This is a genomic window from Streptomyces sp. NBC_00178 (assembly GCF_036206005.1).
Lineage (GTDB): Bacteria > Actinomycetota > Actinomycetes > Streptomycetales > Streptomycetaceae > Streptomyces.
The window spans coordinates 5945754-5959864 of record NZ_CP108143.1 but is presented as its reverse complement, the minus strand read 5'-3'; the positions used below and the strand labels follow the sequence as shown (position 1 = coordinate 5959864).

14 protein-coding genes are annotated in these 14111 nt (G+C 73.1%); 10 read left to right on the top strand and 4 right to left on the bottom strand.

Annotated features, from left to right (window positions below):
* Positions 1–162: 162 nt before the first annotated feature.
* Both OHT61_RS26010 and OHT61_RS26005 read left to right on the top strand, forming a co-directional pair.
* Positions 163–939: a chaplin gene (locus tag OHT61_RS26010; protein ID WP_329041539.1), complete on the top strand. Its 777-nt coding sequence runs from the start codon at positions 163–165 to the stop codon at positions 937–939.
* A gap of 605 nt (positions 940–1544) precedes the next feature.
* Positions 1545–1862: a hypothetical protein gene (locus tag OHT61_RS26005; RefSeq protein ID WP_329041537.1), complete on the top strand. Its 318-nt coding sequence runs from the start codon at positions 1545–1547 to the stop codon at positions 1860–1862.
* 96 nt (positions 1863–1958) lie between these two features.
* On the opposite strand, the gene OHT61_RS26000 is transcribed toward OHT61_RS26005, so the two are convergent.
* Both OHT61_RS26000 and OHT61_RS25995 read right to left on the bottom strand, forming a co-directional pair.
* Positions 1959–3185 (bottom strand): acetyl-CoA C-acetyltransferase, encoded by a 1227-nt coding sequence (locus OHT61_RS26000; protein WP_329041536.1) that lies wholly within the window; start codon positions 3183–3185, stop codon positions 1959–1961.
* A gap of 104 nt (positions 3186–3289) precedes the next feature.
* A complete protein-coding gene (locus tag OHT61_RS25995; RefSeq protein WP_329043392.1) occupies positions 3290–4189 on the bottom strand; it encodes a LysR family transcriptional regulator in 900 nt (299 codons plus the stop codon).
* A gap of 154 nt (positions 4190–4343) precedes the next feature.
* On the opposite strand from OHT61_RS25995, the gene OHT61_RS25990 reads away from it, so the two are divergent.
* The 4 genes from OHT61_RS25990 (at position 4344) to OHT61_RS25975 (ending at position 8212) form a co-directional block, all read left to right on the top strand.
* The gene (locus OHT61_RS25990) at positions 4344–5261 is read left to right on the top strand and encodes a CoA transferase subunit A (RefSeq protein WP_329043391.1); all 918 of its coding nucleotides are present in this window, start codon (positions 4344–4346) and stop codon (positions 5259–5261) included.
* Between the two features lie 26 nt (positions 5262–5287).
* Positions 5288–6064: a CoA-transferase subunit beta gene (locus OHT61_RS25985; RefSeq protein ID WP_329041535.1), complete on the top strand. Its 777-nt coding sequence runs from the start codon at positions 5288–5290 to the stop codon at positions 6062–6064.
* An 88-nt stretch (positions 6065–6152) separates the two neighbouring features.
* Entirely contained in the window at positions 6153–7685 is a 1533-nt protein-coding gene (locus tag OHT61_RS25980; protein WP_329041533.1) for a 3-hydroxyacyl-CoA dehydrogenase, read from the top strand.
* A 131-nt stretch (positions 7686–7816) separates the two neighbouring features.
* Positions 7817–8212, top strand: a complete 396-nt coding sequence (locus OHT61_RS25975; RefSeq protein WP_329041531.1) for a VOC family protein — start codon at positions 7817–7819, stop codon at positions 8210–8212.
* Here the strand turns inward: OHT61_RS25975 and OHT61_RS25970 are convergent.
* Positions 8149–8910 carry a helix-turn-helix domain-containing protein gene (locus tag OHT61_RS25970; protein WP_329041530.1) on the bottom strand — a complete coding sequence of 254 codons (762 nt, stop codon included), beginning with the start codon at positions 8908–8910 and terminating at the stop codon, positions 8149–8151. The genes OHT61_RS25975 and OHT61_RS25970 overlap by 64 nt on opposite strands.
* A 10-nt stretch (positions 8911–8920) precedes the next feature.
* Complete coding sequence (locus OHT61_RS25965) at positions 8921–10051, bottom strand: YihY/virulence factor BrkB family protein (RefSeq protein WP_329041528.1); 1131 nt, start codon at positions 10049–10051, stop codon at positions 8921–8923.
* Between the two features lie 17 nt (positions 10052–10068).
* Here OHT61_RS25965 and OHT61_RS25960 point away from each other — a divergent pair, with 17 nt between their 5' ends.
* The 4 genes from OHT61_RS25960 (at position 10069) to OHT61_RS32575 (ending at position 14109) form a co-directional block, all read left to right on the top strand.
* On the top strand, positions 10069–11706 hold the full coding sequence (locus OHT61_RS25960) for an acyl-CoA dehydrogenase family protein (protein WP_329041526.1): 1638 nt from the start codon (positions 10069–10071) through the stop codon (positions 11704–11706).
* A 252-nt stretch (positions 11707–11958) separates the two neighbouring features.
* Positions 11959–13293, top strand: a complete 1335-nt coding sequence (locus OHT61_RS25955; RefSeq protein WP_329041525.1) for a GAF domain-containing protein — start codon at positions 11959–11961, stop codon at positions 13291–13293.
* 5 nt (positions 13294–13298) lie between these two features.
* Complete coding sequence (locus OHT61_RS25950) at positions 13299–13892, top strand: GNAT family N-acetyltransferase (RefSeq protein WP_329041524.1); 594 nt, start codon at positions 13299–13301, stop codon at positions 13890–13892.
* A 133-nt stretch (positions 13893–14025) separates the two neighbouring features.
* Entirely contained in the window at positions 14026–14109 is an 84-nt protein-coding gene (locus OHT61_RS32575; protein ID WP_349817346.1) for a putative leader peptide, read from the top strand.
* Positions 14110–14111 lie beyond the last annotated feature (2 nt).

The window sequence follows — 14111 nt, the reverse complement described above, 5'->3', positions numbered from 1 at the left end:
GGAGGAGAACATCCGTGCGTGACCCTTTCGGGTGGTTACACAATTTGCACCGCTCTCCAAGTTTCCCCCGTAACCGTTGTGTCGTTATGGAGTCGTCCGCGTCGATGGAATGACTTCCATCAGGGTCACCGCCCGCGCGAATTTCCCGGAGAAGGGCATGTAATGCGACAGGTTCTGAATAAAAGCATGATCGTCATGGCGGCGGCGTCGGGCATCCTGACCGCCGCGGGCGGCTATGCGCACGCCGATGCGTCGGCGGACGGAGTCGCCGCCAATTCGCCCGGTGTCGGCTCGGGCAACGCCGTACAGGTCCCGGTGCACGTCCCGGTCAACCTCTGCGGCAACACCGTCAATGTGATCGCTCTGCTGAACCCGGCCTTCGGCAACAGCTGCGCGAACGTCAGCTCGCACGGCGACCACGGTGGCGGGTCCGGCGCGAGCGCGGACGGCCACGCGGTCGGATCCCCCGGTGTCGCTTCCGGCAACCTCGGCCAGATCCCCGTCGAGATCCCGGTGAACGTCTGCGGCAACACCATCGACGTCGTCGGTGCGCTGAACCCGGCGTTCGGCAACTCCTGCGCCAACCACAGTGGTCACGACCACGGCAACCCGCCGGTCGACGAGCCGCCCGTCGACGAGCCGCCGACGGAGGAGCCCCCGACCGAGGAGCCGCCCACGGAGGAGCCCCCGACCGAGGAGCCTCCGACCGAGGAGCCGCCGTCGGAGGAGCCGCCCAGCGAGGAGCCTCCCACCTCGGTGCCGCCGACCTCCAAGCCCCCGGTGGACCAGCCGCCGGCCGGTAACCCCGGCCCGAACACGCCTGGCACGCAGCTGGCGCAGACCGGCGCCGGCGACATCGGCCTGGCCGCCGGTGCGAGCGCGGCGCTGCTGCTGGGTGGCACGGTGCTCATGCGCCGCACCCGTGGTTCGCGCAACTGACGCAGTGACCGCGAAGGGCCGTTCCGGCAGCGTCATGCTGCCGGAACGGCCCTTCCGTGCGTGCGGGCGCCGGTTCGGACGCGGCGCGTCCACGGTGCCGGAGGAACGGCACGGCGTTCGGCGCGCGCGGGCAGCGGCTGCTCGCGCCGCCGTGGCCGTAGCCATAGCCATGTGGGCGCATCGGCCCGGCGAACGGCCGCTGTCCCGCAGCCGATCGCTCGCCCTACCGGTGGATCCATCGGGAATCGTGCATCGCGAGCGCACCGGTTCCCTGGCACGCGGAACCCGTGCCCGGGTCTCGGACGGCCGGACCGACCTACCGCCCGCCGCGTCGTGGCTCCACCGTTCGACGCGCACGAAAGGTGGACGACCAGGGGCGGGAGAGCGTGTTCAGCCACGAACGACGTCAACACGCGCAGCGAGCTGCGCCGCCACGACGCACCGCTGTTCGACCTCCTCCAGCGTGTCCACCGAGGCATCCCGCTGCCGGCCTGACCGCTCGGCTCGCCGCGTCCAGCGCCGTCGACGGGCAGTTCCTTCGTGCTTTCGGGGGGTGTCGCGGCGCGCCGCCGGAGTTCGAAATTCGAACAACGTAGCGTCGCGTTGTGCCCTCCTACGCCTTTCCTCAGGACCTCCTCGACGCCCAGGCAGCCCTCGACGAGGTGCAGGCGGAGCATGATCTGTTCGCCCAGGTCCTGCCGTGGTCGGCGGACGCCATGCCCGGCCACCGGCCGGAGCAGGACGCCCGCCCCGGCTACACGCCGGAGCAGGCGGAGCGCCTGGCCGCGTACCGGGCACGCATCCTGGACCTGACCACGCAGGTCATCACGCACCCGTACTGGGAGTCTCTGCCGGGTCCGGACCGGGTGGAGGCCCGCACCGTGCTCAGGCACGTCAACGACCCGGACGACCCGGGGGCGTAGTCACCCCCGACGCCTGCCCGACGGCACACCGCCCCCGGGGGCGCCCCGGGTCTCCCCGAGGACCGGAGGGGGCGGCCGGGGGTGAGGGGGCGAGGGTCAGGCGGTGATGCGTTCGAAGACGGCGGCGAGGCCCTGACCGCCGCCGATGCACATGGTCTCCAGGCCGTAGCGCGCCTCGGCGCGGTGCATCTCGTGGCTGAGCGTGGCGAGGATGCGGGCGCCGGTGGCGCCGACCGGGTGGCCGAGCGAGACGCCGGAACCGTTGACGTTGATCCGCTGGTCGTGGTCCTTCTCGCCGAGCCCCAGCTCCCGGGTGCAGGCCAGGACCTGGGCGGCGAACGCCTCGTTGATCTCGATCAGGTCGAGGTCGGCGAGGGTGAGCCCGGCGCGGCCGAGGGCCGCGTGGGTCGCCGGGACGGGGCCGATGCCCATCGTCGCGGCGGGGACACCGGCGCGGGCGAAGGAGACGAGGCGGACGAGCGGGGTCAGGCCGAGGCGTTCGGCGGTCGCCGCGCTCGTCACCAGGCAGGCGGCGGCCGCGTCGTTCTGGCCGCTGGCGTTGCCCGCCGTGACGGTCGCCTCCGGGTCGGACTTGCCCATGATGGGGCGCAGCCCCGCGAGTTGTTCGGCGGTCGTGTCGGGCCGGGGGTGCTCGTCGGCGGTCACGACGTTCTCGCCCTTGCCGGTGCGTACGGTGACGGGGACGGTCTCCGCGTCGTAGCGCCCCTCCCGGGCGGCGCGGGCGGCCCGCGCCTGCGAGCGCAGGGCGAGGGCGTCCTGGTCGGCCCGGCTGATGGAGTAGGCGCGGCGCAGGTTCTCCGCCGTCTCGATCATGCCGCCGGGCACCGGGTGGTTGACGCCTCCGGCGGTGACGCGGCCCCGGGCCAGCGAGTCGTGGAGCTGGAGGCCGGGGCCCTTGATGCCCCAGCGTCCGTCGTGCGTGTAGTAGGGGGCGGCGCTCATGACGTCGACGCCGCCCGCGATGACGACCTCGCTGAAACCGGCCCGGATCTGCATCGCCGCGTCGAGGACGGCCTGGAGGCCCGATCCGCAGCGCCGGTCGGTCTGGGCGCCGGTGACGGTCTCGGGAAGCCCGGCGTCCAGGGCGGCGACCCGGCCGATGGCCGGGGCGTCGGACGAGGGGTAGGCGTGTCCGAGGATCACCTCGTCGACCCTCCCCGGGTCGATCCCGGTACGGGCGACGATCTCGGCGATGACGCGTGCGGCGAGCGCGGCGGGCGTCTGCCGGGCGAAGGCGCCGCCGAACCGCCCGATGGGTGTGCGCAGCGGCTCGCAGATGACGACATCGGTCGGGTCGGGCACGGCGGAACACCTTTCGGCGGGTTCGGGTGTGTGGGGTGACCTTCGCACCGGACCACTGAGCCGGTCCAATATCGAGTTGGCCGGTGTTCAGGACGCGGCGCGTCTCAATCGGCGCCGGGCGTCGGCAGGGCCTCCTCCGCGACCGCGAGCACCGCCCGCAGGGCCGGCGACGGATTGTCCGCGCGCCAGGCCAGTGCGGCCTGCCGCCGGATGGGAGGACCGGCGAGGGGGCGGTAGACCAGCCCGTTCTGCTGGATGTGGCGTACGGAGGAGACGGTGAGCGTCACCCCGACCCCGGCGGCGACGAGGGCGAGGATCGTGTAGGAGTCCGGGGCCTCCTGCACGACACGGGGGTTGAAGCCGGTGGCCTCGCAGGCCTGGACCATGGCGTCGCGCACCGTGGAGCCCGCGTTGGCGGGGAAGGAGACGAAGGGTTCGTCGGCGAGCACTCCGATCGGGATGCTCTCCAGCCGGGCCAGCCGGTGGTCCGAGGGCAGTGCGCACAGCAGTTCCTCCTCGTCGATGACCCGGTAGGACACTCCGGGCTGGGTGACGGGGAGGCGGACGAAGCCGAGGTCGAGGGAGCCGTCGGCGACCCTGGAGAGGGCGACGTTGGCGTAGGTCTGCCCTGCCATGACCAGTTCGAGCGCGGGGTGGGCGGCGCGCACGGCCCGGGTGAGGAGGGGCAGCGTCTCGTGGCTGGAGGCGCCCGCGAAGCCGAGGGTGACGCGCCCGTACTCCCCGCGTCCGGCGGCCCGCGCGGCGCGTACGGCCGTGTCGAGGTCCGCCAGCACCGTGCGGACGGGTTCCAGGAAGGACTCCCCCGCGCTGGTCAGCCGCACCGAGCGGGTGTTGCGCTCGAAGAGCGTGACACCGAGTTCCTTCTCCAGCCGGCGGATCTGCTGGCTGAGCGGTGGCTGGGCCATCTGCAGGCGCCTGGCGGCCCGGCCGAAGTGCAGTTCCTCGGCCACGGCGGTGAAAGCGGTCAGATGGCGCAGCTCCACGAGGTCGTCCATTCATAGTCCATCGGTCTCGATCGGACCTTAATTTGATATTGGACAGCAATCAATAGGCGCTGAGACGGTGTGGACGACCAGCACGCACTCGCCGAGGAGCACCGTGGAGCGGACGGATACGGCCGACGGGCCGAGCAAGGTCATGTCGATGAGGGAGGCGATCGCCGCCTTCGTGCACGACGGGGCGACCGTCTGTTTGGAGGGCTTCACCCATCTCATCCCGACCGCCGCCGGGCACGAGATCATCCGCCAGGGCCGCAAGGACCTCACCGTCGTGCGGATGACGGCGGACATCGTCGTGGACCAGATGATCGCCGCCGGCTGTGTGTCGCGGCTGGTGTCCTCCTTCGTGGGCAACTCGTCGGCGGGTTCGCTCGGTGAGCTCCGGCGCAGGATCGAGCACGCGGATCCGGCGCCGCTCGCCTTCGAGGAGTACAGCCACTACGGGATGATCTGCCGCTACCTCGCGGGTTCGCAGCGGCTGCCCTTCTATCCCCTGCGCAGTTACGGCGGAAGCGATCTGCCCGCGGTCAACAGTGACCTGCGCAAGGTGACGTCGCCGTATCCGGGCCCGGACGGGGAGCCGGAGCAGATCTACGTCGTGCCGCCGGTGAACCCGGATGTGACGATCATCCACGCCCAGCGGGCGGACCGCCGGGGCAACACCCAGATCTGGGGACTGACGGGCATTCAGGCGGAGGCGGTGTACGCGGCGGACCGGGCGGTCGTCGTGGTCGAGGAGGTCGTCGACGACGACGTGGTCCGCTCGGACCCCAACCGCACGCTCGTCCCGGCCCATGCCGTGGACGCCGTCGTGGTCTGCCCGCGCGGCGCGCACCCGTCCTTCGCGCAGGGCTACTACGACCGCGACAACGCCTTCTACCGCGCCTGGTCCCACATCAGCAAGGACCCGCGGCGGCTGCGGGACTGGCTGGCGGAGTGGGTGTACGGAACGGCGGACCACGCCGAGTACACGGCCAGGCAGGGCGAGGAGTTCTGGGCCGGTCTCGCGGTCGGCGAGGCACTGAGCGAACCGGTGAACTACGGGCGGCGTCTGTGAACGCGCCCTTCGACGAGGAGTCGGCCATGACCACCACTGCGACGGACACCCCGACCTCCTCGGAACTCCTCTCCGTCGTCGCCTCGCGCGAACTCGCCTCCCGGCGCACGGTGTTCGCGGGAATCGGGCTGCCCACGCTCGCGGCCGAGCTCGCCCACCTGACGGTGGCACCCCGCATCGAGGTGGTGTACGAGTCCGGGGTCTGCGGCGCGCATCCCTCACATCTGCCCGAGACCATCGCCGACGCCGTGCTCATCTCGGGCGCGGAGGCCGTCCTGTCGATGCCCGCCCTGTTCGGCTGTGTGCTCCAGGGCGGCCACATCGACGTGGGCTTCCTCGGTGCCGCTCAGATCGACCGGTGGGGCAACCTCAACACCTCGGTCATCGGCGACTGGGAGAGGCCCGACGTGCGGCTCCCGGGATCCGGGGGCGGGATAGAGGTGATGGCCAACTCCCGCGAGGTGTTCGTGGTGATGCGCCGTCACGACCCGCGCTCCTTCACGGCCCAGCTGGACTTCTGCACGACCCCGGGGCCGGACCGCGCACGCGCCGAGGGCATCCGCCCGCTGGGCGCCGGGGTCACCCGGGTCATCACCGAACTGGGCATCCTGGCCCGCTCGGGAGTCGGGGAGGAGCTGCGGCTCGTCGCCGTGCACCCGGGGGTGACGGTCGAACAGGTCCGGGCGGCGACGGGCTGGGACCTGGCGGTGGCCGGCTCGGTGGAGACCGTGCCCCCGCCGACGCAGGCCGAACTGCGGCTCCTGCGCGAGGACGTCGACCCGGACCGCGTCTACCTCCGCTGACGGATCCCGCCCGCCGCCGGCACCCGCCGGGCGGCCGGCGTCTACCTTCGCTGTTGTCGACCGCACCTGCCGAGAGGACGTCACCGCCATGCGTATCAGGATCGTCGGAGCCGGAGCCATGGGGCGCGGCATCGCCCAGTGGGCCGTCACGGGCGGGCACACCGTCGAGCTCTGCGACGTGCGGCCCGAGGCGGTGACGGCTGCCGTGGACTTCGTACGGTCCATGCTGGACCGGGCCGTGGAGAAGGGCCGGATGGAGGCCGGGGACTCCGCGGCCGCTCTGGACCGGCTCGTCCCGCTGGACGATCCGTGGGCGCCGGGCCCCGGGGTCGGTCTGGTCGTCGAGGCCGTGCGGGAGGATCTCGGCACCAAGGCGGAGGTCTTCGCCGAGCTGGAGGCGGCCCTGCCCGCGTCCACGGTCTTCGCCACGAACACCTCCTCCCTCTCGGTGACGCGGATCGCGTCGTCGCTGCGGGACCCGGGGCGGCTCGCGGGGCTGCACTTCTTCAACCCCGTGCCGCTGATGAGGATCGTGGAGGTCGTGCCGGGCGCGGCGACCCGGCCGGAGATCCCGCCTGCCCTGACCGCACTGGTGGAGAGTTGCGGGCACCGTGCGGTCACCGTCGCCGACGCCCCCGGCTTCCTGGTCAACCACGCGGGCCGGGGCCTCGTGACGGAGGCACTGGCGCTGCTGGAGGAGTCGGTCTCCGACCCGGCGGGCATCGACCGCATCGCCCGGGACGTGCTGGGGCTGCGCATGGGCCCGTTCGCACTCATGGACCTGACCGGGCTGGACGTCACGGCGGCCGTCATCGACTCGATCTGGCAGGGCTTCCGCCACGAGGACCGCCTCCGCCCCTCGTCCCTGACCCCCAACCGTGTGACGGCCGGACTGCACGGCCGCAAGACCGGCCGGGGCTGGTTCGCCTACGGGCCGGACGCGCCCGCCCCGGCCCCGGAGCCGCCGGTGACGGGGGACGCGGACCGGACGGTGTTCGTGGCCGGCGAGGACGGCGAGGCGCTGCGGGCCGCGCTGGGCGCGGCAGGAGCGACGGTCGGGAGCGGCTTCGCGCCCTCGGCGGACGCCGTCGTGCTCGTGCCGGTGTGGGGCACCACGGTGGCCGCGGCCGTGGCGTCGCTGGGACTGCCCGCCGACCGCACCTTCGGGGTGGACCCGCTGCCGCCGGCCGGCCGCCGCCGGGTGCTCGCGGTGACCCCCGCGGCCGACCCGGCCGCGGCGCGGGACGCACGGGCGGTCCTGGCCCGGACTGCGGACGGCGGGGAGCCCTTCGCGGTGTCCGTGGTCCGGGACACCGCGGGTTCGGTGGCACAGCGGCTGCTCGCCTCGGTCGTGTCGGTCGCCACCTCGATCGCCGAGCGTTCGCTGGCCGCCCCGGCCGACATCGACGTCGCCGTCACGACCGGTCTCGGCTACCCGGTGGGACCTCTGGCCTGGGGAGACCGGGTCGGGGCCGGACGCATGCTGGAACTCCAGCGGGCCCTGCACGCCACGACCGGCGACCCGCGGTACCGGCCGACACGCTGGCTCACCGAGCGCGCGCAGCTGGGCCTGCGCCTGACGGACCCGGGCACGTCTCCCGACGCCTGCCTCCAGGACTGAACCACCGGGGCGCCGGGACCCGCGCCTCCGGGTGGCCGCGTCGCAGGCGCCGGTCCGGGGCGGATGACCGCCGCGGGGCCGTGACCGTTTCGTACAAGACCCGGTCACGGCTCCCCGCCTACGGTCGTTCCATGACTCCACGACTCGACGCGATCTCCGTCACCACCGCCGACCTGGCCGCCTCACTGGCGTTCTACCGACGGCTCGGCCTCGACGTGCCCGCCGGGGCCGAATCGGCCCCGCACGTCGAAGTCGCCCTCCCGGGCGGGCAGCGCCTGCTGTGGGACACCGAGAACGTCGTCCGCTCCTTCGACCCCGGGTGGAAGGGGTCCCAGGGCGGCGAGCGCCTCGGGCTCGCCTTCCTCTGCGACAGTCCCGCAGAGGTCGACTCCGTCTACGCCGATCTGACCGGCGCCGGGTACCGGGGGCACCTCCCGCCCTGGGACGCGGTCTGGGGGCAGCGCTACGCCGTCGTCCTGGACCCCGACGGCTGCGCGGTCTCGCTGTTCGCCGCGAACCCGTCGTGACCCGTGGCGGCGAGGTAGCCGCCGAGCGTCGTGCCGGCCAGGTCCCGCATCTCCCGGGCCAGATGCGCCTGGTCGGCGCAGCCCGCCGCCCAGGCGGCCTCGGCGTACGGCGTCCCGGCACGCACGAGGGTGAGGGCGCGCTGCAGCCTCAGCACCCGGGCGAGCGTCTTGGGGCCGTAGCCGAAGGCGGCCAGGGAGCGCCGGTGCAGCTGGCGGGCCCCGAGGCCGACGGCCTCGGCCGTGGCGGCGACGGACCGTCCCCGCCGCAGCTGTGAGGCGACGGCGGCGGTGAGCGGATCCACCGGTCCGGCGTCGGCAGCCCTGCCGAAGGCGATGGCCTCCAGTGCGCCGGTGGGGTCGGCCGCCTCGGCGGTCCGCTCGGTGAGGCGCCTGACCTGTCCGCCGGGCCAGAGCGTGTCCAGGGCGACCCGTCGGTCGCGCAGCTCGTGCGCGGGCACGCCGAGCAGGGCGGGTGCCGTGCCGGGGGCGAAACGGATGCCCGCGCAGGTGCCGGAGAGCGCCTCGCCGGGCGTGAACGCGTGGGTGTCGGGGCCCGCCACCAGCAGGCGGCCGCCGGTCCAGAGCAGGTCCATGCAGCCGTCGGGCAGAACGGGCCGCGCGGGGTCCCGCCGCCCGCTCCAGGTCCACAGGACCGCGCCGTCGAAGCGGGCCGGCCGCTCCTCGTACCGTGCGCCCATACCTGTCAGGCTACGGGGCGTCCTTGTCCCGGTTCCCGTGCAGCCGTGACTTCACGTCGTCCGGGGGCAGGAAGCGCGACCAGCGCTCCGGGAACTCCGACGGCATGCACACGTCCTCGTCCTCGTCGTCCGCGTACGCCTCCCAGTTGGCCGCCTGCGTGCGGGCGACGAGCTCCGCGGCCTGGGCGGCCTTGATCCGGTCGCTGGCGGCGCGGGCCGCGGCGGTGGCGAGCGAGGGCCACACGTGGTCGATCGCCGCGTTCACCGCGGCTCCGACGAGTACCGCGAAGGCGGAGATTCCTATCCAGAGCAGGACGGCGATGGGCGCGGCCAACGAGCCGTAGATGGTCGGTCCTTCGACCGTGCTGGTGAGGTAGATCCGCAGCAGGAAGCTCCCCACCACCCACATCCCGAGGGCGACGAGCGCACCCGGCACGTCCTCCAGCCACGGCGAACGGACCGGGACGGACACGTGGTAGAGCGTCGTGAGGAAGGCGATGGACAGCAGTATCACCAGCGGCCAGTACATGACCGAGAGGACCTCGGTCCCCCACGGGACGAAGTGCACCACCCGGTCGGGTCCCACCACCAGCAGCGGCAGCACCACCGCTCCCAGGAGGAGTGCGACCACGTACAACAGGAAGGCGAGCAGCCGGGTCTTGACGATGCCGCGGTGGCCGTCGAGGCCGTACATCACGGTGATGGTGTCGATGAAGACGTTGACCGCGCGGGACCCCGACCAGAGGGCGATCGCGAAGCCGATGGAGATCACGTCGGGGCGCGCGCCGGTGGTGACGTCGGCTATGAGCGGTTTGGCGATCTGGTTGACACCCCGCTCGGACAGCACCGTCTGCACGGCACCGAGGATGTTGCGCTCGATGGACTCGACCGTGGTGGTGTCCGTCCAGGCGTCGACGTAACCGAGCAGGCCGATCAGCCCGAGGAGCAGCGGCGGCAGTGACAGCAGGGTGAAGAACGCCGCCTCCGCCGCGAGGCCGAGGATGCGGTACTCGACGCACGAATTGACCGTGTCCTTGAGCAATTGCCATGCCATCTGCCGCTTCGAGACGTTGCGGTAGAGGACTCGGGCCCGGTGGAGCCGCCCCGGTGGCCGCTCGGGTGTTTCGTTTGCTGCCTGCACGTCCTTACCGTATCGGCATGGCAGCAAGCACCCACACAGTGACCAACCAGGTTCCGCCGCTGGCAGGCTACGACGTCTTCTCGGCCGACCTCGCGCTGACGGAGGCCGTGGAGCGGCACCTGGACCCCGGGGTCCTCGACGAGGCACGCCGGGAACTCGGTGAGCTCGGCCGGTCCGCCGGTTCCGTCCAGGCGCAGGCGTGGGGTGCGCGGGCGAACGAGAACCCGCCGGCGCTCCGGACGCACGACCGCTACGGGAACCGGGTCGACGAGGTGGAGTTCCATCCGTCCTGGCACCGGCTGCTGGGGCACGCCGTCTCGGCGGGGCTGACGGACGCCTGGGGCAGACCGGGCGGCCACGTGCGGCGCGCGGCCGGTTTCCTGGTCTGGACGCAGGCCGAGGCGGGCCACGGCTGCCCGCTGTCGATGACGCACGCGGCGGTGCCCGCGCTGCGGACCGATCCGGCGCTCGCCGCCGAGTGGGAGCCCCTGCTGACCTCGCACGTGTACGAGGAGGGTCTGCGGCCGGCGTCGCGGAAGGCGGGCGCGCTGTTCGGGATGGGTATGACGGAGAAGCAGGGCGGCACCGACGTGCGGTCCAACACCACCCGGGCCGAGCCGCTGGCCGGTGACGGGGAGTACCTCCTCACCGGGCACAAGTGGTTCTGTTCGGCCCCGATGTCCGACGGGTTCCTCGTGCTGGCGCAGGCACCCGGCGGTCTGACCTGCTTCCTCCTGCCCCGGGTCCTGCCGGACGGCGCGCGCAACGTGTTCGCGATCCAGCGGCTGAAGGACAAGCTGGGCAACAGGTCCAACGCCTCGGCCGAGGTCGAGTTCGACGGGACGTGGGCCCGCCGGGTCGGCGAGGAGGGCCGCGGGGTGCGCACCATCATCGAGATGGTGGCGGCGACGAGGCTGGACTGCGTGGTGGGCTCGGCGGCGCTGATGCGCCAGGCGGTGGCGCAGGCGGCACATCACAGCGCCCACCGCAGCGCGTTCGGCGGGCCGCTGATCGACAAGCCGCTGATGCGCAACGTCCTGGCCGATCTGGCGCTCGAGTCCGAGGCGGCCACGACGCTCGCGATGCGGCTGGCCGCGGCGTACGACGCGGACACGGACGCCGAGCGGGCCTTCCTGCGCATCGCGGTGCCGGCCGCCAAGTACTGGGTGACGAAGCGGTGCACCGCGGTGGCCGCCGAGGCCCTGGAGTGCCTCGGCGGCAACGGTTACGTCGAGGAGTCGGGCATGCCCCGGCTGCTGCGCGAGGCTCCGCTCAACTCGATCTGGGAGGGCTCGGGCAATGTGCAGGCCCTCGACGTGCTGCGGGCGCTGCGGCGTGAGCCGCGGGCGCTGGACGCCCTCCTCCAGGAGGTCGGGAAGGCGCGGGGCGCGGACCACCGGCTCGACGCCGCGATCAAGGACCTGCTGACGGGGCTGGCCGACCTGGAGGGAGCCGAGGCGGGGGCCAGGCGGCTGGTGGAGCGGATGGCACTCGTGCTCCAGGGTTCCCTGCTGCTGCGCTGGGCGCCGCCGGAGGTCGCCGACGCGTTCTGCGCCTCACGGCTGGGCCGGGACTGGGGGGCGGCCTTCGGGACGCTGCCGCACAGCCTCGATCTGGCCTCGGTGGTGGAGCGGGCGCGGGTCGAAACCGGCTGAGGGGCGCAAACGACGGGGGTGGTGCTGCGCCGACACGGCACCACCCCCACGCTTGTGCACACCGCACGGCGGGTCGACGACGCGTCGGACGGCGTTCCGTCATGGTCGTACGGCCCGCGTCCGGTCACCAGAGTTGCAAGGGGTTGCAACATTGCGCGGAGTCCGGCGTGGCGGTGCCCGCGACACGGCAGGATGGGGCCTCCGGTTTCCGCCCCCTTCCGGGCGGGACCCACGTTGTGCTGGGGGACGCTCATGGACACAAGGCCCGTCGCGCCGCCGCGGCCGGGGGACGCCCCGTGGCCCGCGCTCACCGAGCGCTCGGTGCACCTCGCGCGGGAGGCGCGGCTGACGGGCGGGCGCACCGCGGCGGCCCCGCGCGCGGAGATCGACGCGTCCTGGGACCGGGTGATGCGCAGCGGCGTCGATCCCGAGCAGTCGCCGGAGAGCCGGCTCCTGGAGACGGAGGAGATCGAGCACCGGCGCACCGGTTCCGCGCTGGGCGAGGTCATGCCCCTGTTGCGCGAGGGCCTGGCCACCATCGCGGACGCGGCGCAGCAGATCATGGTGGTCACCGACACCGAGGGCCGCGTCCTGTGGCGGCAGGGGCACCCCGCGGTGATGCGCCGTGCCAAGGACATCTGCCTGGAGGAGGGGGCGGCCTGGTCGGAGTCGGCGACCGGGACGAACGCGATCGGCACGGCCCTCGCCGTCCGTACTCCCGTACAGGTCCACTCGGCCGAGCACTTCATCCGCGCTCTGCACGGCTGGACGTGTGCCGCCGCTCCGGTGCGGGACCCCCGGGACGGCCGGCTGATGGGCATCGTCGACGTCAGCGGCCCCGCGTCCACCTTCCACCCGGCGACGCTGGCCCTGGTGGGCTCGGTGGCGGCGCTCGCGGAGAGCGAGCTGCGCGGCAGGCATCTGGTCGCGATCGAGCGGCTGCGGTCCGTGGCCGCCCCGATCCTGTGCCGGCTGGGCGGCCGCGCCCTGGTCGTGGACACCCACGGCTGGCTGGCCGCCGTGAGCGGCATGCCGCCCGTGGACCGGCTGCCGCTGCCGAAGTCGTTGCGCCCGGGACCGGTGTGGCTGGCGGCGCTCGGGATGTGCCGGGTGGAGCCCCTGCCGGGCGGCTGGCTGGTCCAGGTCGCGGAGGGCGCTCAGGACGGCCCGCCCCGCCGGGTGGTGCTGGACCTGAGCCGGGAGCGGGAGCTCACGGTGCACGTGACGGGCCCGGTGGGCACGTGGTCGCGCCGGATCTCGCCCCGCCACGCGGAGCTGCTGTACGCCCTGGCCCTGCGGCGTGAGGGGCGCACCGCCGCGGAGCTGGCCCGGGACGTGTTCGGCGACGCGACCCGCACGGTGACGGTGCGGGCCGAGATATCGCGGATGCGGCGGCACCTCGCGGAGGTGCTGTGCCACCGTCCCTACCGCTTCGGCGAGGGGGTGGAGGTGGAGGTGGTGCACCCGGAGGTGCCGGCGGACCTGCTGCCCCGCTCGACGGCTCCGGTGGTGGTCGTGGCACGTGCGTCGGCGGGGCGGCCCGGAACCGCAGGGTTTGGGGGCGGGACCCCGGCCGTGGTTCGCTGACGGCCATGAGCGACCCCGCACTCTCCGCAGCCCCACTCCGTGACGTCACCGTCTGGTACCTGGAACAGACCTCGCCCGCGGACCTGAAGCCCTCGGCCGCCCCGGCGGCAGGGGTGACGGTCGTGCGTTCCCGGACCGCGCTGCCGGAGTTCAGCCGCTTCCTCTACACCGCGGTGGGCGGCGACATCCGGTGGACGGACCGGCTCGGCCTGTCCTACGCCGGGTGGCAGGAGATCCTGGAGCGCCCGGGCGCGGAGACCTGGGTGGCGTACGAGGACGGGACTCCCGCGGGGTTCATCGAGCTCGACGCGCAGGAGGGCGGTGCGGTGGAGATCGCCTACTTCGGGCTGATCCCGGCCTTCCGGGGCCGCCGTATCGGCGGTCACCTGCTGGCGTACGGCGTGGCGCGCGCGTGGGACCTGGCGGAGCGGCATCCGGGACGCAAGCCCACGGAGCGGGTGTGGCTGCACACGTGCTCGGACGACGGCCCGCACGCGATGGACAACTACCTCGCGCGCGGGTTCCGGCTGGCCGAGACGCGGATCGAGCGGGAGGCCGACGCGGCGAACCCCGGCCCGTGGCCCGGCGCGTACGCCTGACCGCGCGTCCGGAAAAGCACTTTGTGGACATGACGACGTGACCGCCACCACGTCGTCTCGTATGTCGGGACCATCTCGTCCACATAATGGATCGTGGTGGACTGGCCCGAGATCCGCGTGACACGCTTCCGTCATGTCCGGAACTGGAATTGCCTTGGTGAGTCGGCGGCACGTCGACCTCGGCCGCATGTCCAGCGCCATCTGTCCGGTCCGCTGAGA

Excerpts from the sequence above, each read along its gene's own strand:
- OHT61_RS26010 (WP_329041539.1), top strand. The coding sequence starts at position 163 with ATGCGACAGGTTCTGAATAAAAGCATGATCGTCATGGCGGCGGCGTCG.
- OHT61_RS25990 (WP_329043391.1), top strand. The coding sequence starts at position 4,344 with ATGTCGATGAGGGAGGCGATCGCCGCCTTCGTGCACGACGGGGCGACC.
- OHT61_RS25985 (WP_329041535.1), top strand. The coding sequence starts at position 5,288 with ATGACCACCACTGCGACGGACACCCCGACCTCCTCGGAACTCCTCTCC.
- OHT61_RS25980 (WP_329041533.1), top strand. The coding sequence starts at position 6,153 with ATGCGTATCAGGATCGTCGGAGCCGGAGCCATGGGGCGCGGCATCGCC.
- OHT61_RS25975 (WP_329041531.1), top strand. The coding sequence starts at position 7,817 with ATGACTCCACGACTCGACGCGATCTCCGTCACCACCGCCGACCTGGCC.
- OHT61_RS25970 (WP_329041530.1), bottom strand. The coding sequence starts at position 8,910 with ATGGGCGCACGGTACGAGGAGCGGCCGGCCCGCTTCGACGGCGCGGTC.
- OHT61_RS25960 (WP_329041526.1), top strand. The coding sequence starts at position 10,069 with ATGGCAGCAAGCACCCACACAGTGACCAACCAGGTTCCGCCGCTGGCA.
- OHT61_RS25955 (WP_329041525.1), top strand. The coding sequence starts at position 11,959 with ATGGACACAAGGCCCGTCGCGCCGCCGCGGCCGGGGGACGCCCCGTGG.
- OHT61_RS25950 (WP_329041524.1), top strand. The coding sequence starts at position 13,299 with ATGAGCGACCCCGCACTCTCCGCAGCCCCACTCCGTGACGTCACCGTC.
- OHT61_RS32575 (WP_349817346.1), top strand. The coding sequence starts at position 14,026 with ATGTCCGGAACTGGAATTGCCTTGGTGAGTCGGCGGCACGTCGACCTC.